This window comes from Senegalia massiliensis (assembly GCF_009911265.1).
Taxonomy (GTDB): Bacteria; Bacillota; Clostridia; order Tissierellales; family SIT17; genus Anaeromonas; species Anaeromonas massiliensis_A.
This window is the reverse complement of sequence record NZ_QXXA01000005.1, coordinates 132,993-153,373: the sequence shown is the minus strand read 5'-3', so window position 1 is coordinate 153,373 and position 20,381 is coordinate 132,993. Positions and strand designations below refer to the sequence as shown.

19 protein-coding genes and 1 CRISPR repeat array (1 of these 20 only partly in view) are annotated in these 20,381 nt (G+C 28.2%); of the genes, 16 read left to right on the top strand and 3 right to left on the bottom strand.

The annotated features are described in order from the left end of the window. Positions 1-930: a CRISPR direct-repeat array (repeat unit 30 nt; unit sequence CTTATAATAGAAACAGATTGTAATGTAAAT) (it extends 1,172 nt beyond the left edge of the window). A 61-nt stretch (positions 931-991) separates the two neighbouring features. The 10 genes from D3Z33_RS04885 (at position 992) to D3Z33_RS04840 (ending at position 11,133) form a co-directional block, all read left to right on the top strand. Beyond that, positions 992-1,534 (top strand): PepSY domain-containing protein, encoded by a 543-nt coding sequence (locus tag D3Z33_RS04885; RefSeq protein WP_160196660.1) that lies wholly within the window; start codon positions 992-994, stop codon positions 1,532-1,534. 321 nt (positions 1,535-1,855) lie between these two features. Beyond that, positions 1,856-3,241, top strand: a complete 1,386-nt coding sequence (locus tag D3Z33_RS04880) for a sigma 54-interacting transcriptional regulator (protein WP_160196659.1) — start codon at positions 1,856-1,858, stop codon at positions 3,239-3,241. Between the two features lie 236 nt (positions 3,242-3,477). Continuing rightward, positions 3,478-4,650 (top strand): thiolase family protein, encoded by a 1,173-nt coding sequence (locus D3Z33_RS04875; RefSeq protein ID WP_160196658.1) that lies wholly within the window; start codon positions 3,478-3,480, stop codon positions 4,648-4,650. 10 nt (positions 4,651-4,660) lie between these two features. Then, positions 4,661-5,482: a 3-keto-5-aminohexanoate cleavage protein gene (locus D3Z33_RS04870; protein WP_160196657.1), complete on the top strand. Its 822-nt coding sequence runs from the start codon at positions 4,661-4,663 to the stop codon at positions 5,480-5,482. 10 nt (positions 5,483-5,492) lie between these two features. Further along, complete coding sequence (locus tag D3Z33_RS04865; RefSeq protein WP_347561215.1) at positions 5,493-6,281, top strand: cyclase family protein; 789 nt, start codon at positions 5,493-5,495, stop codon at positions 6,279-6,281. Between the two features lie 52 nt (positions 6,282-6,333). Beyond that, a complete protein-coding gene (locus D3Z33_RS04860) occupies positions 6,334-8,316 on the top strand; it encodes a sodium:solute symporter family transporter (protein WP_160196656.1) in 1,983 nt (660 codons plus the stop codon). A gap of 224 nt (positions 8,317-8,540) precedes the next feature. Then, positions 8,541-9,215, top strand: coding sequence for a rhomboid family intramembrane serine protease (locus tag D3Z33_RS04855; RefSeq protein WP_160196655.1), 675 nt, complete (start codon positions 8,541-8,543; stop codon positions 9,213-9,215). Between the two features lie 82 nt (positions 9,216-9,297). Beyond that, positions 9,298-9,759 carry a VanZ family protein gene (locus D3Z33_RS04850; RefSeq protein WP_160196654.1) on the top strand — a complete coding sequence of 154 codons (462 nt, stop codon included), beginning with the start codon at positions 9,298-9,300 and terminating at the stop codon, positions 9,757-9,759. Beyond that, positions 9,756-10,910, top strand: coding sequence for a Card1-like endonuclease domain-containing protein (locus D3Z33_RS04845; protein ID WP_160196653.1), 1,155 nt, complete (start codon positions 9,756-9,758; stop codon positions 10,908-10,910). Before D3Z33_RS04850 ends, D3Z33_RS04845 begins: the two co-directional genes overlap by 4 nt. A 4-nt stretch (positions 10,911-10,914) precedes the next feature. Beyond that, positions 10,915-11,133 carry a YdbC family protein gene (locus D3Z33_RS04840; protein ID WP_160196652.1) on the top strand — a complete coding sequence of 73 codons (219 nt, stop codon included), beginning with the start codon at positions 10,915-10,917 and terminating at the stop codon, positions 11,131-11,133. A 13-nt stretch (positions 11,134-11,146) separates the two neighbouring features. On the opposite strand, the gene D3Z33_RS04835 is transcribed toward D3Z33_RS04840, so the two are convergent. Continuing rightward, positions 11,147-11,929: a nitroreductase family protein gene (locus D3Z33_RS04835; RefSeq protein ID WP_160196651.1), complete on the bottom strand. Its 783-nt coding sequence runs from the start codon at positions 11,927-11,929 to the stop codon at positions 11,147-11,149. Positions 11,930-12,155: 226 nt separating this feature from the next. On the opposite strand from D3Z33_RS04835, the gene D3Z33_RS04830 reads away from it, so the two are divergent. Genes D3Z33_RS04830 through D3Z33_RS04805 form a run of 6 tightly spaced genes read left to right on the top strand, consistent with a single transcriptional unit; the run spans position 12,156 to position 17,796 of the window. After that, a complete protein-coding gene (locus D3Z33_RS04830) occupies positions 12,156-12,617 on the top strand; it encodes a hypothetical protein (RefSeq protein WP_160196650.1) in 462 nt (153 codons plus the stop codon). Further along, positions 12,617-14,113: a sodium:solute symporter family protein gene (locus D3Z33_RS04825; protein WP_160196649.1), complete on the top strand. Its 1,497-nt coding sequence runs from the start codon at positions 12,617-12,619 to the stop codon at positions 14,111-14,113. Before D3Z33_RS04830 ends, D3Z33_RS04825 begins: the two co-directional genes overlap by 1 nt. Before the next feature lie 17 nt (positions 14,114-14,130). Next, positions 14,131-14,547: a MaoC family dehydratase gene (locus D3Z33_RS04820; protein WP_160196648.1), complete on the top strand. Its 417-nt coding sequence runs from the start codon at positions 14,131-14,133 to the stop codon at positions 14,545-14,547. Positions 14,548-14,578: 31 nt separating this feature from the next. Then, positions 14,579-16,147, top strand: a complete 1,569-nt coding sequence (locus D3Z33_RS04815; protein ID WP_160196647.1) for a class I adenylate-forming enzyme family protein — start codon at positions 14,579-14,581, stop codon at positions 16,145-16,147. A gap of 10 nt (positions 16,148-16,157) precedes the next feature. Next, on the top strand, positions 16,158-17,162 hold the full coding sequence (locus D3Z33_RS04810) for a 3-oxoacyl-ACP synthase (protein ID WP_160196646.1): 1,005 nt from the start codon (positions 16,158-16,160) through the stop codon (positions 17,160-17,162). Between the two features lie 28 nt (positions 17,163-17,190). Further along, positions 17,191-17,796: a flavodoxin family protein gene (locus D3Z33_RS04805; RefSeq protein ID WP_160196645.1), complete on the top strand. Its 606-nt coding sequence runs from the start codon at positions 17,191-17,193 to the stop codon at positions 17,794-17,796. 62 nt (positions 17,797-17,858) lie between these two features. Here the strand turns inward: D3Z33_RS04805 and D3Z33_RS04800 are convergent, their stop codons facing one another. Together D3Z33_RS04800 and D3Z33_RS04795 are read right to left on the bottom strand one after the other, a co-directional pair. Further along, on the bottom strand, positions 17,859-18,455 hold the full coding sequence (locus D3Z33_RS04800) for a TetR/AcrR family transcriptional regulator (RefSeq protein ID WP_160196644.1): 597 nt from the start codon (positions 18,453-18,455) through the stop codon (positions 17,859-17,861). A gap of 114 nt (positions 18,456-18,569) precedes the next feature. Next, positions 18,570-20,219: a putative manganese-dependent inorganic diphosphatase gene (locus tag D3Z33_RS04795; protein WP_160196643.1), complete on the bottom strand. Its 1,650-nt coding sequence runs from the start codon at positions 20,217-20,219 to the stop codon at positions 18,570-18,572. Positions 20,220-20,381 lie beyond the last annotated feature (162 nt).

The window sequence follows — 20,381 nt, the reverse complement described above, 5'->3', positions numbered from 1 at the left end:
TATAGAAGAGACTTTAACTAATCCGGATTTTCTTATAATAGAAACAGATTGTAATGTAAATTTTTGTAGATATTTTAGTTCTGGGTCTGATGTGAGTCTTATAATAGAAACAGATTGTAATGTAAATAGTTTCCATATATGTCATTTCTTCTATATCAGAATCCCTTATAATAGAAACAGATTGTAATGTAAATTTGTTCCCACAACATCACCACGTTTAACTTTTGTTCCCTTATAATAGAAACAGATTGTAATGTAAATTTAAGGGGAATGAGTAAAATTGAAAGATATTTAATCACTTATAATAGAAACAGATTGTAATGTAAATTGTCAATGGTAACAGGTGTTTTTTTAAAAACAGTATGCTTATAATAGAAACAGATTGTAATGTAAATAAAGTCCATCCTTGTCCGTAATCACTATTAAATTGGTCTTATAATAGAAACAGATTGTAATGTAAATATTTTAGTTGACAATTACGCTTTAGCAATGGCAAATACTTATAATAGAAACAGATTGTAATGTAAATAGATATTTCTTGTGCTATTTCTCTGCTTATTTCTCTCTTATAATAGAAACAGATTGTAATGTAAATCATTCTCTGCAAGGGTATTCTAGTTTCATGCTATCCCCTTATAATAGAAACAGATTGTAATGTAAATACTGATGCTGAATTAGCAACAGGAACTAACTGGGAGATTTATAATAGAAACAGATTGTAATGTAAATATAAATATTGGCGATACAAAAATAACACAAAAACCTACTTATAATAGAAACAGATTGTAATGTAAATGTAATACTTTTTAGTCATTTAATCACCTTTCTTTTGTCTTATAATAGAAACAGATTGTAATGTAAATGTTAATTGACTTGAGTCCATGCCTTTTTTATTTTCTTCTTATAATAGAAACAGATTGTAATGTAAATTCTACAGCCTAATTAATCCTAACCTTCTTGGGTATAATATTCTTAAGGAGGTTTATAAATAATGAAAAAACGTATATTACTATCTTTATTTTTAGTGTTTATATTGACACTTACAGCATGTGGTGATGGTGATTTAAATGGTGATGATGTAGATAATAATGATGAAGTAAGCTATGAGGATATTGAACTTACTCCAGAGGATGTATATGACAAATTTATGGAATCTCATTCAGATTCAAAAATCAGGGAGATTTCTCTAGATAAAAACATGACAGAATATCAATATGTGGTAGAAGGTTATGATGATGAAAATGATTATGAGGTTAGAATCAATCCTGTAAGTGGAGACATTATAAGTGATGATACAGAAATCATTGATTTAGATGATGAACAGGGAGAAATAACTAAAGATCAATTATCTAAAATAGAATCTTTAGTTAAAAAAGCTTTAGATGAATCAAAAGAAGGTTCAAGAGTTAATGAATGGAGTCTTGAATATGATAATAATATATTAGCTTTTGATATAGAAGTAATTGAGGACAATAATGAAGTTGAATATACTTATGATTTAGAAACTGAAAATTTAATAGAAAAAGATAACTAAAATATATTGAAATAGATGATACACTTCTGTATCATCTATTTTTATTTTAGTATAGTTGATTATGAAAGGTATAAAGTATAAAATATAATTAATTAACACATAAAGATGGAATAGTCTAATTTAAGAAGAAATTGAGAAATATATTTTTCAGAATTTTTACTTTTTCTTTTTAAAATGACTATTAATTAATAGAAATTAATAAGTTCTGCTTTAAAAAAATAGATATAAAACTATAATATACTTTTATTTATATAATGACTTTTTATAATTAATATGAGTTATATTAAATTAAGAAATTCTTTAAAATAGGAGGGATTCTTTGTGGAAAATAATTATGATATGTATAAACAAATAATAGAACAATTAGTAGGAGTAGCTATAACAGATGCTGATGGAAGATACATTTTTGTAAATAAATCTTGGGAAGATATGATAGGGTATAAATTTGAATATGTAAAAGGGAAGTTTGTTAGGGATATAATCAAAGATAGCAAGGCAGACAAAGTGCTAAAAACAGGAAAATTTATAAAAGGACACCCTATTGTTCTTAAAAATAATGGAAATATGAAAGCTTTTAGTCAATATACTCCTATATTTAAAAATAATAAAATAATTGCAGTTTTTATTCAAGTTATTATGATGGGGATGGAAGAAGCTTTATTATTTTCAGATCAAGTTAATAAAATGAGCAGTAAATTAAAATATTATAAAAATGAACTTAGGAATGTTAGAGGTTCTAAATATACCATAGACAATATCATTGGTAAAAGTGATAAAATTGAAGAAATGAAACGACAAATATATTTAGCTGCTAGGACTAAGTCTACTGTTTTAATTGAAGGGGAAACTGGAACAGGAAAAGAGTTAGTAGCGCATTCTATTCATGATTTAAGCGACAGAAGTTCTGAAGATTTTATAAAAGTTAACTGTGCTGCTATTCCTAAAGAACTTTTAGAATCAGAATTTTTTGGGTATGAAGAAGGATCCTTTACTGGAGCAAAAAGAGGTGGTAATATAGGCAAGTTTGAATTAGCAAATAAAGGAACTTTATTCTTAGATGAAATAAATTTACTGGATATGACTTTGCAGCCTAAGTTACTTAGAGCGTTGCAAGAGAAAGAAATAGAAAGAGTTGGTGGAAAAGATAGTATCAGTATAGATATTAGAGTAGTTGTAGCTGCAAATAAATCTTTGGAAAAGTTGGTAAAGAAGAAATTATTTAGAGAAGATTTGTTCTATAGATTAAATGTTATTAAAATTAGCATACCTCCATTAAGAAAAAGATTAGAAGATATTGATTTGATTTTTGATGATATTTTGTCTAATTTAAACTTTGAATTAAGTATGAATATTACAAAGGTAGATCCTGAAATTTATACTAATTTAAAAAAATATGATTGGCCTGGTAATGTAAGAGAATTACAAAATGTAATAGAAAGAGCTATGAATATAAGTTATGGTAAAGAATTAAAATGGGAACATTTTGAAGGTTATTTTAAAAACAAAAGAAATTTTAAAGGAAAATTGAATACAACAAATATGTTAATTCAAGATAAAAATATAGATGAAATTAAAAATGAATTAGAAAAAAATATTATAATAAGTGCTTTGAATATGAATCATAATAACAAAACTAAAACAGCAGAGTTCTTAGGAGTATCAAGAACTACTTTATATAATAAAATTATAAAGTTTGATATAAAATAAACTGTCCAAAAAAGTTTGCGTAAACTTTTTTGGACAGTTTATTTTATATTCATCAAAAGCAAGTGTATATGTCAAAATTATTTTGGTTTTAAATAAGGTTGTAAAATTAATTGAACAAAAACAAATTAAATATTTAAATAAAAAAGATAAGAATTCTTCTAATGGGCGTTAATACTGGGTTGTAGTGATTGGCACGGAGGTTGCATATATACGATGTTAAGAAAGGAGGGTTAAAATTGAAAGAAGTAGTTATAGTTTCAGCAGTAAGAACACCAGTAGGTCGTTATGGAGGAGCGTTATCATCTGTAGATCCAGTGGAGTTAGGTACTTTAGTAGTGAAAGAGAATATAGAAAGAATTAATTTAGATACTAAACTAATAGATGAAGTTATATTTAGTAATCTTATGGCCTACGATACAAATAATATGGCTAGGGTTATTTCTTTAAATTCCAATATACCTATTGAAGTTCCTGCATTTTCTATAGATAGACAATGTGGTTCTTCAATTGATGCAATTGCAATTGCAGCTATGAAGATTCAATTAGGAGTGGCTAAAGTTATAGTTGCAGGTGGAGTAGAATCTGACTCAAGGAGACCATATATAATTAGAAAGATGGAAAAAGGATTTACTTTTCCTACGCCTGAGTTTGTTAAAGATTTAATGTTTTCGCCACCTCATATAGGTAATCCAAACATGGGAGTTACAGCTGAGAATTTAGCAAAAGAATACAATATAACAAGAGAGAATATGGATGAGTACTCCATAAAATCACACAAAAAAGCAGCAATTGCTTGGGATAAAGGCTATTTTGATGAACAGATAATACCTGTTAAATTAGTTGATAGAAAAGGGAATGTTAATATTGTTAAAAAAGATGAAGTTTTGAGAAAAAATATTAACATGAAAGATATGTCTAAATTGAAACCTGCATTTATAAAAGATGGTTTAGTTACAGCTGGTAATAGTTCTCCTATGAGTGATGGCGCTGGGGCATTAATACTAATGGAAAGAGAATTAGCTGAGTCATTAGGTTTAGAAATATTAGGAAAATATGTAATGTCTACTAGTGTAGGTGTAGATCCTAATATTATGGGAATTGGTGCTGCAAAAGCTATCAATAAACTAGTAACAAATAATGGATTAAATTTAGATGAAATAGATTTGATAGAAATGAATGAAGCTTTTGCTTCTCAATCTATTGCTTGTATTAAAGATATGAAATTAGACAAAGAAAAATTAAATGTGAATGGTGGTGCCATTGCTTTAGGACATCCTTTAGCAGGGACTGGAGCAATTCTTGCTACAAAATTACTTTATGAACTTAAAAGAAGAAACAATAAGAAAGGTTTAATTTCTTTTTGTTGTGGTGGTGGACAAGGAGTAGCAATGGTACTTGAAAGAATTTAGGAGGGTTAAAATGAGTAATCAAAAAACTATTATAACTGCAGCCATAACTGGAGCGGTAACTAGAAAAGAGCTAAATGAAAACGTTCCATATACTCCAGAAGAAATAGCAGAAGATGTTTATAAATGTTATAAAGCTGGAGCTGCTATAGCTCATATTCATATGAGAAATGATGCAGGTGAAGGAACAATGTCTGCAGATAGGTTTGAGAAGACAGTTAAATTAATTAAAGAAAAATGCAACATTATTATTAATTTAACTACCTCAGGAGATTTAAATGCAACTGATGAAACTAGACAAGAACACTTAATAAGGTTGAAACCTGAGATGGCATCTTTTGATGCTGGTTCTATGAATTGGCAACATAAAACTGTATTTTTAAATACTCCAGAGTTCTTAGAAAAGTTAGGAATGACTATGCAACAAAATAATGTTAAACCAGAAATTGAAGTATTTGATGCAGGTATGATTTATAATGCTCAGTATTATGTGAAAAAAGGAATTTTAAATAGTCCTTTACATTATCAATTTGTTTTAGGAGCGGCAGGAGGTACTACTGCAACTGTAGAGAATTTAACATATTTAAAAAGTTTAATACCTAAAGATTCTACATGGTCAGCATTTGGAATTGGAAAAGGTCATTTACCTATACTACTTGCTACAATAGCTATGGGAGGACATGTAAGAGTAGGGTTAGAAGATAATATATATTATGGAAAAAATGTATTAGCTACAAATGAAGATTTAGTTTGTAGAGCTGCTAGAATTATAAAAGAAGCTGGAAATGATGTAGCTACACCAGATGAAGCTAGAAAAATATTGGGTTTAAAGTAGGAGGAATAACGTGATTAACTTTATAAAAGATAAAAAAATAATAGATTTAAGTATTACAATACAAGATGGATTACCAAGTGATCCACCTATGATGATTCCAGAAATTAAATATAATAGGCATGAAGATAGTGTAGATGAAATGCTAGGGTTTTTTCCTGGAGCATCAAAAGATGACTTACCAAATGGATTAGGTTGGCAAACTGAAAAAATAACACTAGGAACGCACTCGGGAACTCATGTAGATGCACCAGTACACTATCATCCTACAATGAATAATGGAGAAAGAGCAACATGTATAGATGAAATTTCTTTAGATAGATTTATGGGATATGGTGTTGTTTTAGATATGTCAGATAAACCAGATGGATATTTAGTTACTATAGATGACTTAAAAGAAAAATTAAAAGATATAGATTATAATCTAAAAAAAGGTGATGTAGTTTTAATTAAAACAGGAGCTTCTTCTAAGTGGGGCACTATAGAATATTTAACCTCAGGAGCGGGAATGGGTAAGAAAGCAACATTGTGGTTAATAAATCAAGGAGTAATGTTAGTAGGGACTGATGCTTGGAGTTGGGATCGTCCATTAGGTTATATTGCTGAAGAGTTCAATGAAACTAAAGATAGTTCTTTGATTTGGGAAGGACATTTTGCAGGAATAGAAAAAGAATATTATCACATGGAAAAATTGACTAATTTAGAAAAACTTCCATCTCATGGATTTTTCTTTATGGGTTTACCAATCAAGATAAAAGATGCTAGTGCAGGATGGATTAGAGCTATAGCTTTTATTGATTAATATAAAATCACTACTTTTGTAGTAGTGATTTTAATAAAAGGAGATGAAATTAATGGATATAAATGTGATATTTAGTATTATGTTTGTTATTTTTGCGTCAATAATGGTGGGTGCAGGTGTATATACAAAGAAATGGGTATCAGAAACTTCGGATTATATATTGGCAGGAAGAGAAGTAAGTTTGCTTATAAATATCATGGGAGTTGCTGCAATAGGATTTGCGGGCACTACTGTATCTCTTGCTCCTGGTTATGCAATTAACTTTGGAATAAGAGGGTCTTTTATTTGGGGATTTGTATACGCAGCTCTAGGTTTAATATTATATGGTCAAGTATTCTCTAAATTTATAAGGACTTGTGGTGCTCAAACTTTACCTGAATTTCTTGAAATGAGATATGATGGAAAGGTAAGAAATGTGGTTTCTTACGGAACTATTATAGGTTTATGTGGAATATTAGCTAATAATATTGTATCTTGTGTTGGTATAATTTCAGGTTTTGTAGGTTGGCCTCAAGAAATTGTAATATCTTTAATATTTTTAATAATTCTTGCTTTCACTTATATAAGTGGTTTATGGGCAGCAACAATAACTGATTTTTTTCAAGTATCGGTTGGTATAATAGCAATACCTATATTTTTATATTTAGCAGTTAGTAAATTTGGGGGTATTGAATTTTTACAGGCAAACTGGGGTGGAGCAAATATATTTACAGAAGGTATAAGTGGTATGAGCATGCCTATTATGTCTTTTAAATATCCTAGTGGGTTAACGTTTGTATTACTATTCGGTGCAGCTTTGGTTTGGGGCAATAATTATTACTGGATAAAACTTGCATCTTGTAGGAATGAAAAAATAGGTAAAAAATCCTTTACTATTGCTGGATTATTATTGATAGTAGTATTTATGGTACCACTTGCTATAATAGGCGCCTATGCAGGTGCTTCAACACCAGAAGCTTATACTTTAGCAGGAGGTAGCAATTTACCTACAGCTGCTTATGGAGTTTTTGCAAGGGTATTTTCACCTTTTATATCATCCTTTATTATAATTGGGTCGGTAGCAGCATCAATATCTACAGCATCTACAGCTACTTTAGGTGCAACATCTACAGCTACTAGGGATATATATCAAAGAACAATTAACCCTAATGCTGACAGTAAGAAAACCTTAAAAGTAAGTAAAATAATGATGTTAATAATTGGGATCTTTACATGGTTACTATGCTACTTCCCTGGTGGACCTACTTATTTATTTGCTTTTGCTAACGCTTGGTTAGTGCCACCTGCAGTATTGCTTTGCTTTGGAGCTATTTGGCCTAAATTCAATTCAAATGGAGCTCTTTGGGGTGTAGTTACAGGAATGATTTCAATGGCAATCTTAACTTTAACAGATTTGATGGGCATCTTTAGCATAGGAAAATGGACACATCTTGCAATTGTAGGATTCTTAATAACTGTAGTAGTAGGAGTAATTGCTAATACATTTAAAGAATCTAAATATTATGGTAAAAGTGATTGGAAATTTAAAGTTAATGAAGGAAAGAGAGAGTCCGTTAAATTAAATAAAGAAGATATAATAGTATTAGAATTAATAAGAAATGGTCATATATATATGTCAGATATCACTGATGCACTTGGTGTAGACTCTAATACCACAAGTATATCAATCGAAAAGCTTGATAGAGGTGGTTATATAGAAAGAGCAGGTTTAATTGGTAGCAAATTTTATGAATTTAATTTGACTGAGAAATCTAAAGAAGTATTATCAAAGTTAGATAATAATGAAGAAGAAATAATTAATGTTGGGTTGAATAAATCATATATAAATTTATTGAAAATAGTAATTGAAACTCCAAGTGCTTTAAATAAATTTATTAAAAAAGAGGGGTGGAGTTCTTTAAAAGTATCAAGTGTAACTTCCCATCTAACAAGACAAGGGTATATTATTGAAAAAGGCTTGTTTAAAAGAAAAATTTATGTAACAAAAAAAGGCAAAGATGCAGTATCTAAGTTTGCTGTAAACTATAATTTATAGAATGAAATATTATATTATTTAAAAATCAATAAAAAATTTAATTTGTAATAGTATTTTGATAACTAATGCGTTAAAAATTAAACGATTAAATTAAAATAACAATAGAAACTGAAAACTTAATAGAAAAAGATAACTAAAATATATTTAAATAGATGATACAAAAGGGTATCATCTATTTTTAATGGGTATAATACATATAATCAATTTGAATAGGAGGTGATATCATGATTCCTTTAAGAGATACTAGTCCAAGTAGAAAAAGACCTATTGCAACCTTTATAGTTATAGGAATAAACGCACTTATATTTTTATATCAAACTATGATACCGAAAGAAATGGTTGGTGAGATGGTTTTTAATTATGGCTTCATACCAATAAGATTTATATATAATATATTTAATCCACTAGCTTATATTCCATTTATCACGAATATTTTTTTACATAGCAATTTAATTCATTTACTGGGAAATATGTGGTCACTATGGATTTTTGGTGATAATGTGGAAGATAGAATGGGGCCTTTAAGATTTACTTTGTTTTATCTTTTAACAGGAGTAATTGCAACCATATTTCATATGTTATCAGATATTTCATCATATGTTCCTGTAATTGGTGCATCTGGTGCAATTGCTGGAGTTATGGGAGCATATTTTTTAATGTTTAAACATTCTAGAGTGCTTACTATAGTTCCTATTTTTCCTTTTTTTATACAAGTTCCAGCACAAATATTTCTTATAATATGGTTTTTAATTCAATTATCTTCTGGAATTAGTTCTGGACTTGCAGGTCAATTGTCTCAAAATATTGCTTGGTGGGCACATATATTTGGATTTTTAGCTGGAGTTTTTCTTCATAAATTATTTATTAAAAAGAGCATTAATTATTATAGGAGAATATGATTTATTGATATTCTATTTTGTTTGCTTTATAACTTTTAAGATAATATAATTAAGATATATTATCTTAAAAAGGAAAGTGATTATGAAGCAAAATAACAAGAAGAAAATATCATATTTAGCTGTTTTTGTATGGATGGGTGTAATATTTTATTTATCTCATCAATCTGGAGATAGCTCTGGAGGCTTAAGTTCAGGAATAACGGAAATGATGTTAAATGTGATAAATACTATATTTCCATCTTTGAAGGTGGATATAGATTTATTTCACCATATTATAAGGAAGTTAGCACATTTTACTGCTTATTTTATACTTGCTATACTCCTTATAAATGCACTTAGAACAAGTAATATTTTTGGCTTTAAATCAATAATAATAGCTCTTTTAATATCAATAATATATGCAGCAACAGACGAGTTTCATCAGTCATTTATACCAGGAAGAGGACCATCTATAAAAGATGTATTTATAGATAGTTTTGGTGCTAGTTTTGGACTAGCTATATATTTTGTATTTTCTAAACTTAAAAAAAGGAGAGTTTCATGAAGAAATATAATACAATTATAAATGTGATTGGGGAAAATAATGACTTTAATATAGTTGCTACACATGCATTTAGTCCTCAGAAACTGGTACTTATTCATGATGGTAGTGATGAGAAAAAAGCTTATTCAGATGATATAAGGGATTATTATAGGAAAAACTTTAAGGATATAGAAATAATAGAAGAAACAATATATAGGCTTCTTTATGAAAGTTTAGAAAAAATATTATTTAGATATAAAGATGAAGAAGCTGTTATAAATATTACTGGTTCAGATACTTTAGTTAATCTATATATCTATAACTTTTCTCAAATATTTACTATTGATTATGCTTATTTAGAAGTAGCACATTCAGAGATCATTATATATAGAAAAGGTAAAGTAGAAAAAATAAATATGGATTTATATGATATGAATATAGATGATTTTATATCTATATCAGGTGGAAAGATACTTTGGGATAATACTCCAAAATATAATGATGATAAATTAGAATCTATTTATAATTATATTATAAAAAAATATGATAAATGGAAAAAAGTAAAAGCTATATTTAAAGATAGAAAAAACATAGAATTTCATGACTATATATACAATAGATTACTTATAAATACAAGTAAATTAGAGGAAGAGAATATAAACTCTTTATTAGAGTTCTTAAATATATTAAAAAATATGCATTATATTGAATATAAGTATAGAAAAAATCAAATAAGATTGGATATTAAAAGTGAATTTGCAAAAAGTCTTATATTGATCTCTGGATATTGGCTTGAATTTATAACATATAGTGTTGTAAAAACTCTAAATAATGTAGATGACTTAAAAACAGGTGTTGTATTTTTATGGGATAGAGATGTGAAGAATGTAAAAAATGAATTAGATATTCTTGCATCTGTGGATTCTTCTCTTATATGTATATCTTGTAAGGATAGTAAGGGGTATGATCAAGAAGCGTTAAATGAGCTTAATGTGTATAGTAGGAGAATAAGTAAAGGTGAAAATATTGATATTCTCGTAAGTACATATTATCCAGAAAAAGAGAATGTAATAAATAGGGCAAAGGAAATGGATATAAATATTGTAGTATTTGATGGAGATGTATCTAAGTTTAAAAATGAGTTACAAAAAATAATAAATAATAAAGGGTGATTTTATGGCAATAAATTATGAAATATTAGAAGAAATAGGATTAATTTCAGAATCTAAATCAGGTTGGAAAAAGAAACTAAATCTTATATCTTGGAATTCAAGGGATGCTAAATATGATTTAAGAGATTGGGCACCTGATAATGAAAAGATGGGAAAAGGAATAACACTTACAAAGGATGAACTTAAAGAATTAAGAGATGTATTAAATAATATGAATTTATAAAAATGTGGATATTTTAATCCACATTTTTTATTTTTATAGTAATTATATATTTTTTGTTTTTACTACTTTGAATATCCTTATTAATAAATTCCACATCATAACCTAATTGTCTAGCTGCTATTATAATATGACTTAGTCCTATTCCTATATCAATATGATTATTTTTTTCTAGAAGTTTTTTTGTAAGTATATTTTTCCATTCTATATATACGTTTAAAGTATTTTCACTACAATGAACTCTCCAAGGTTGTGAATTTATTGCAGAAGGTGCTTTTCTAAGAGAATCTATTATTGGAATAAGTTCGTTTTTTATATTTCCAGATAAAATATTTTTATTTTCTTTTCTTTTCCTATTTTCTTTCTTTTCTAATTTTCTCTCTGGATAACCAAAAGCTATGAGTATAATATATTTTTGATCCTTTTTTACATCTGTAATTTGTCTGAAGGTTTTTTCATCTATTGGGCTACCTACCCAGCAAGTTCCTATACCTAATTTAGTTAGATTTAGTACTATTTGTTCACCAATATATCCTATATTTTCTAAATAGTTATCCTTTATCTTTGAAGTAAATGCTATATAGTGGGGAGCAGTTACTTTAGCATATTTTGATGTAAATCCTTTAAATGTATTTATTATCTTTTCTCCATCTCTTAAAACTATGGTATCCATTAGAATATCTTTATTGAGTGGTTTTATATCCTTTATAATATCTTGTATATTTTTAAAATGTTCATTTGAAACTTTTTGATCTTTATATTTTCTAGTAGATATTCTATAATCTATTGCTCTATACATATTTTCACCTCAATATTTTATATTAATTATACCTTACAATAATTATATTTTAAAATAAGTATTTTCACAAATTATAATCAAATTATGTTAGAAAAATTCAAAAAAAAATAAAATTTAAAAAAGTCTGAAAACGTTTGACATTTAACATTTTATAGATTATAATTAAATCATAAACATGAGAAGTGATTCATAATTCATGTAAATAATAATAAATAGGGGTGATTTAATGAAGTTATCTGAAAAAGGTATCACTATCATAATAATTTTAACTACTATATTATGGACAGTGATAAATGTTTTAGGCTGGTCAGGCAATCATATGTTAGGGCTTTATTTAGGGGTAATATTGATGCTTTTATACATGGTTTTAGGGGTTGCCAATAAAGGAGTAGTTTCTAAGAAATTTTTATTTTATCCACTTGCAGCATGGTCAATTACATGGATTATAGGTTTCTTTCTTGCAAACTATTATGGAATTAAATTTGCAGGAGCAATGCCTTCTTTTACGATATTAGGATTTCATCCTTCTTTTGCACCAGTAGTTTTTTTATATTGGATTGGTGGAATGCTTACATTAACACTTGGATTTATGTTTTTTAAAGATGAATGGATGTCAGATAAAGATTGGAATGATTTTAAAGAAAAGATTAGAGTTATCGAAGAACAAGAAAAGAAGGGGGCAATATAATGAGTAATACAGCTAGAGCTTTAATTATAGCATTTTCAGTTGGTATGATTTTGATTTCATTTGCAATTGGATGGTGGGCTAAAAGAAAAGCAAATACTGCTAAAGCATATTTTGGTAGTACAGGAATGTTTGGACCATTAGTAGTTGGGTTATCTAGTACTGCTGCAGTAGCTAGTGCATTTGCTCTTGTTGGTATTCCTGGAATACTCTATGCTACAGGAAATGCAATGACTTTTTGGATGTTATCTTCAGCAGCATTTGCAATGGCATACATAATTATAGGTAAAAAGGTTAGGGCCATGGCAGAAATTAGTGAAGTAGCTAGTTTAGGTGATGTTTCTGACTTAAGATTTAATAATAATAAGATTATAAAGGGAAGTATGTCAATAACATTATTACTTGGATGTATAGCTTATTTATCTGCTCAAATAAAAGCAGGTTCTGAACTTTTTAGTCATTTAGTTGGCTGGAGTCCACTTGTATCTGGACTTGTTATATTTGGAGTATTAACTATATATATGTCTGTTAGTGGAGAAGTTGGAGGATTACTAACTCAAGCTTTTCAAGGGTTTGTAATGGTACTTGCAGGATTAGTATTAGTAGTAGCTTTCTTTAGAATGACTGGAGGATTTGGAGAAGTTTTAAAAGTAACTTCTGAAGCGGGAACTGTAACTGCTAACAATATTACAAAGGAATTTTCTCCAGGTATTTTAGATGCTTGGGGCACCCTTCCTAAAGTTGCAGCGATGGCATATATGCTTATTCCTATTTTAGGAACTGTAGGGCAACCTCAAGTTTTAACTAGAATGTATGCATTAAAAGATCCTAAAGATATGCCTAGATTGGGATTGTATTCTGCTATAGCTCATACAATAGTTGGATTATTAACATTAGTAGTAGCAAGCGGGGCATTATATTTAGTAGGTACGGGTAAAATTGCTCCTTTAGATAATCCAGATAGAGCAATATATGAATTTGCAGATTATTCAGGATTAATTGTACAACTTTTTGTATATGCAGCAGTATTAGCTGCAGCAATGTCATCTGCTAGTTTATTCCTATCAATAAGTTCTAATATAATAATTAGAGATTTACCAGATGCATTTGGAATAAAGTTAAGTGAAGAAAAACAAATGAAATATGCAAAAGGAGCAATGGCAGTAATAGGAATAGCTTCAATATTCTTTTCTATAACGCAAGGTGAAATGGTTGCTATATTAGGAACATTTGGGTGGGGAACACTCATGTCAGCAACATTCCCTGTATTTATACTTGGGTTACTTTGGAAAAGAGCTAGTGTAAAAGGAGTTATGGCTGGTTCAGTTATGGCATTAATATTAAATATAGTTTCATTTTTAAATTTAATACCTTGGCCTGGTGCTCTTCCATGGTACTTTAATGTAATAACAATTTCAATAATTACTACTGTTGTAGTATCATTATTAGCAAAAGATGAAGTTCTTGATAAAAAGGTAGAAGCTGTAATAGAGCTTTAATAAAGGATGAGATACTGTTGATAAAGCAAATTTCTTATGATGACATAAGAGTTGGTGATAGTGCAATTATGAATAAGAGAATTTCAGTAAAAGATGTTGAATCTTTTGCTGAAATTCTTAATGATAAAGATTCTTTTCACGTTGATGAAGAAGTAGCAAGAAAATCTATATTTGGTAAAAGAGTCTGTCATGGAATGCATATCGCTTCTTATATTTCTGAAGTAACAGGGAAAGAATTACCAGGATTTGGTACTATATATCTTAATCAAACATTGAATTTCAAAACTCCTGTATATTTAAACTCTAATATAACTATAGAAGTTAAGGTCTTAGAAAAATTACCTAGAAGAAAATTAAGAATGTTGACTGTAATAAAGGATGAAGATGAAAATTTAGTGTTAGATGGAGAGGCAATAGTAAAGGTTAGTAAATAAAAATACTATACTATTTTAAGGAGTGGTTACTTTGTATAATAATGGTTGGATAGGAGATTATTTATTATCTAGAAGTAAAATCAATGGACATGGAATAGCTGTATATGATGCAGATAATGATACTAACTATACTTATAACGATTTAAATGATAGAGCTAACAGGTTAGCCAATTATCTTAAATATGAACTTGGAGTAGAAAAAGGTGATAGAGTAGCATTTATTTCTAGAAATAGAATTGAGCTAATTGATGGATATTATGCTACAGGAAAAATAGGCGCTATTATGATTCCGTATAATGCTAGACTATCTTCAGAAGAACTTGAAAAACTTATAAATAGTGAGACGCCAAAAGTAGTTGTTTACGAAGATATATATAATGAATCTATTACAAAGATAAAAGATAAATTAGATGTTGAGAACTATATTATACTACAAAATCTAGATGAAGATATTTATATAGATAACTTAAATTATGAAGAGATAATGAAATATAATAACAATCCTATAAATTGTAAAGATTTAGATTTTGAAGATATTCATTTAATAATACATACAGGGGGTACTACTGGGTTACCTAAAGGTGGAATGATTTCCCATAGAGCTGAGTTGTTTAATTCAATGAATGAAATTTGCACATGGGGTCTTAATTATGAAGATAGTGCACATATTATATTACCATTATTTCATACTGGAGGTTGGAATTTATTAACTCTACCCTTGTTACATGCAGGCGGTAAAATAATAATTAATAAGCAATTCGATCCTAGACAAACCCTAGATATAATCGAGACTGAAAAAACAACTGTACTTTTTGGTGCAGCTACTATATTTAGAATGATGGCAGAATTACCAGAATTTAAAACAGCTGATTTATCATCTTTGAAGTGGATTATGGCAGGAGCAGCTCCTACGCCTATTAATATAATGGAGCAGTTCTGGGATAAAGGATTAAAATTTGTATTAGGTTATGGTATGACAGAAGCTGGACCTAACAATTTATCTGGAGCAGTACAGTTTATGACTGATGAAGAAATAAAAGAAAAATTTGCTTCAGTTGGTAAACCTATGTATTTAACAATGACTAAAGTAGTAGATGAAAACAATAATGAAGTAGGAGTTAATGAAGTTGGAGAATTACTTTGGAGTGGACCACAAATCTTTTCAGGATACTGGAATAACGAAGAAGAAACTAATAAAACATTGATAGATGGATGGGTTCATACAGGAGATATGGCTAAGGTTGATGAAGATGGATATTACTATATAGTTGGAAGAAAGAAAAATATGTTTATAAGTGGTGGAGAAAATGTATTTCCTCCTGAAATAGAAAAATATATATATAAAATTCCAGAAATAAATGAAGTATGTGTATTTGGAGTATTTGATGAAGTTTGGGGAGAAGTAGGAAAAGCAGTTGTTTCACTTAAAGCTAATATGCAAATCTCGAAAGAAGAAATTCAAGAAAAACTAAAACAGAATTTAGCTAATTATAAAGTTCCAAAATACATTACATTTGTAGAAGATATACCTAAAAATAATGTAGGCAAGATTGTAGTTGGGAAAATTATGGAACTATATGGCACAAGTGATGATAATTAGGAGGATATAAATGAATATAGGAATAAAGAATATTGGTATATATATACCTAAAAAAATTAAAGACAGCAAAAAAATATCAGAATTATCAGAAATACCAGAATATGTGATAAGAGAAAAATTCGGTATTAAAAAAGTACATCAAGCATCTGAAGAAGAAACTGTTTCAGAAATGGGTGCAAGAGCTGCAAAGAAAGCACTAAATGGATTTGATCCTGAGAAATTAGATTTAGTAGTATATTGTGGTAGTGAATATAAAGATTACTATCTATATAATTGTGCAGCAGATATACAAAATAAAATAGGAGCAGTAAATGCCAATGCTTTTGAAATTCATTCTCTTTGCTCTGCAGGAGTATATTCTCTAAAAGTTCTTAAAAGTATGATGTTAAATGATAAAAATTTAAATAATGTATTATTAGTATCCTCTTCAAAAGAGACTCAAATAATAGATTATACTAATCATAATTCAAGATTTATGTTTAACTTTGGTGATGGAGCTTCTGCTATACTATTACAAAGGGGATTAAATGAGAATATAATATTAGAAACTGCTATGATTACAGATGGTTCATTTGCAGAAGATGTTGCAGTATATGGTGTTGGATGTAAAAATTTTAATAATTCAAAAGATGTTAAATTTAAGAATAGATTTTTAGATGTAAAGGATATAAACGATATGAAATCAAGACTAGACCCAATTAGTTTTGATAATTTTAATAAAGTAATTAAGAGATCAATAGAAAAAAGCGGATATGAAATTAATGATATAAACTATTTAGCTCCAATATTTATGAAAAGATCTTTATTAGAAGGTATATTAGAAGGTTTTGGATTATCTGAAGAAAACTCATTTGTTTTAGAAGAATATGGTCATTGCCAATCATCAGATGCATTTATATCATTATTTGAAGGACAAAAGCTAAATAGGTTGAAAGATGGAGACTTAGCTGTTTTATTAGGTGCTGGAACAGGTTATACATGGGCAGCAACAGCTGTTAAGTGGGGCAAAGCTTAATATAAAATAATAAATAGGGGGTATCTTTATGAAAGTATTAGCAATATGTGGTAGTCCAAGAAAAGATGGAAATACTGAGTTCTTTACTAAAGTAGTATTATCTAAATTAAAAAAGTCAGATATTGAAACTGAATTTATTTCACTTATTGGAAAAGATATTTCAGAATGTACAGGTTGTTACTATTGTATTGAGAATCAATCCTGTAGTATTAAAGATGATTTTCAGGAGATTTTTAATAAAATGTTAAAAGCAGATGTTATAATATTATCTTCTCCAGTCTATCATGCTTCAATTACACCAAAGTTAAAAAGTTTACTTGATAGAGCAGGGTTTACAGGACGATGGATTGCTAATGAAATGGTAGATGAATCATCTTCTTATAATTGGAAAGGTACAGCATTTTCTAGAAAATTAGTTGCTCCTATAACAGTAGCTAGAAGAACTGGTCAAACCTTTGCATTCTCACAATTAGTGTTATGGGCAACAGTTAATGATTGTACAGTTGTAGGCTCAAATTACTGGAATATAGGAGTAGCAGGTGCAGGTGGACAAATAAATGCAGAGCAAGATACAGAAGGAATAGGCATAATGGAGCACTTAGCTGGTAATATAGAGTATTTACTTAAAAAATAATTGATATAAAAAATGAACTATTAATTCTAAGAATTAATAGTTCATTTTTTATATTTTTAATATTACTCATTAAAAAAAGCACCATTTTTAATAAAATCCATTGCAGATTCAACTATATCATTATAGTCATTTTCATTATCAAAAACTATATATTTTAAGGCAATAAAGTTTGCAATACCAATGAAGCAGTATGATAATACTTCTGAATCTATCTTTCTCATCTCATTATTTTCTTGAGCTCTTTCTATACCTTTTATATAGCTTTTAGAAAATTCCTCATAATATTCCTTGAAAAGTTCCATATCAACAAATTGAGCTTGCCATATTATTTTAAATATTCCTATATGTTCTCCTACAAAATTTAAAAATGTTTTTAACCCAACATATTCTTGATTATATCTTGAAGTTTTAACTTTAGTTTCATTTTTAATTTCTTGTCTTAAGTCTTGCCCTAAATATTTTACTAAATATCTAAATATACTTTTCTTATCTTTAAAATATATATATATAGTACCTTGAGCTACCTCAGACTTTTGAGCAATATCTACTATACTAGTTTCAAAATAACCTTTTTCACTAAATAGATGTTCAGCAGATTTACATATTTTATTTAAAGTTTCCATCCCTCTTTTTGTCTTAGGTTCATTTATTAATCCCAACTTAGTTCCTCCTAATTAAAAATCAGCTTATAAACTCAATATAAGCTGATTTTTCTAATATAATTAATATTATAACACTTTTTCTGGTATTTTTTAAAAGAAATCTTGATTTAGCTATATTTCTTCTACAGCAGTTATAGCAGATGTAATTGGTGGGACAACTTGTTTTTTCCTTGAAAGTACATCTTTTGCATAAAATGAATTATTTTTTATTTCTTTACCAAATGACTTTGCTATAAGTTCCTTATTATCACCTACAACTATCATTTCTGAAGCTTGCTCAAAAATGTCAGTAAGCATAAGGATAAATGTTGTATACCCTTCTGTTTCAATTCTTCTTTGCATAAGAGAAAGTAAATCTGCTTTCATATCTTTTAAACTTTCTGGATCCATGGTATATACTTGAGCTATACCTATTTTATTTTCATCAATTGTAAATACTTTAAAATCTTCACTTAATAATTGATCAGGTGTTTTTCCTATTAGAGATGTTCCTTCTTTAAACATTTCCATGGCGAATTCTTTAACGTTCAAATTAGCTATTTTTTCAAGTCTTTTAAGCATGACTTTATCTGTCTTTGTAGCAGTAGGAGATTTAAATAAAAGTGTATCAGATATAATTGCAGCAGCAAGTATTCCTGCAATTTTCTTTGAAGGTCTTCTTCCATTTTCAAAAAATATTGAAGCAATAACAGTTGCAGTACTACCTACAGGTTCATTTCTAAAGTATATAGGAGTACCTGTAAATACATCTGCCACTCTATGATGATCTATTATTTCTAATATTTCTGCCTCTTCTAATCCATCTATAGATTGACTTCTTTCATTATGGTCTACTAAGATTATTTTTTTCTTTTTACTTGATATTAAATGATATCTAGAGATAAGCCCTACAACACGATTTGTATTATCTGTTACTGGATATGATCTGTATCTAGTTTGGCTCATTTTTGCTTTTACATCATCTACTAAGTCATCTAAATCAAATAAAACTAAATTTTCCTTTGTCATTACATAGTTAACAGGAATAGATTGTGGGATTAGTCTAGATGTAGTAAATGTATCATGTGGTGTAGATATTATAGCGATATTTTTTGATTTTGCTTTTTTTATAATATCATCTTCAACATCTAAATTTCCTGTTACAATCATAAGTGAGATATCTTTTTCTAATGCACTGTTTTGAATATCTTTTCTATTTCCACATATAACAATATCATCCTTATCTATATAATTAGATACAGTATTTGGTTCCATAGCAAGAACTAAAAGTTTTCCATTAAATTCTTTTATTTTATTTGGAATATATATGGGTTTAGCAGAAAGCGTGTCTATGATATTGTCTATTGATGCTTTAGATTTACCTAATATTGTATTATCCCATACATCAATATATGCTTGTATAATATCTGAAATTGTTACAATACCCAATAATTCTTCTTTATCACCTACTACAGGTATACTATTTAAATTATTCTTTTTCATTAATTCTAAAGCCATGCGAAAGGATATATCAGGAGTAATAGGGGCAATTTTATCAAAATCTAAATCTTCTACACTAAGTCTTATAGTATCTAAAGCTTTGGGTGCTTCAACTCCAAAGTAGTCTAATATGAACTTAGTTTCTCTATTAATTTTTCCAAGTCTTATTGGAATAGCATTTATATTTCCATTTCCATTTTTATATTCTGCATATGCAAGTGCAGAACAAATTGAGTCAGAGTCTGGGTTTTTATGTCCTGTTATATATATGGTTTCATTCATCTAATACACCTCTTTTCAATGTTTGTTTTATATATTATATCATTTAATATGTCTTTATTAAAACTCATAAAAATATTTATTTTTAAAATTGGTAAAAATTTAAAAGGTTTGTAATATGAGAATTAATGTAGTATAATTTAGCTTAATATTAAATAAATAAAT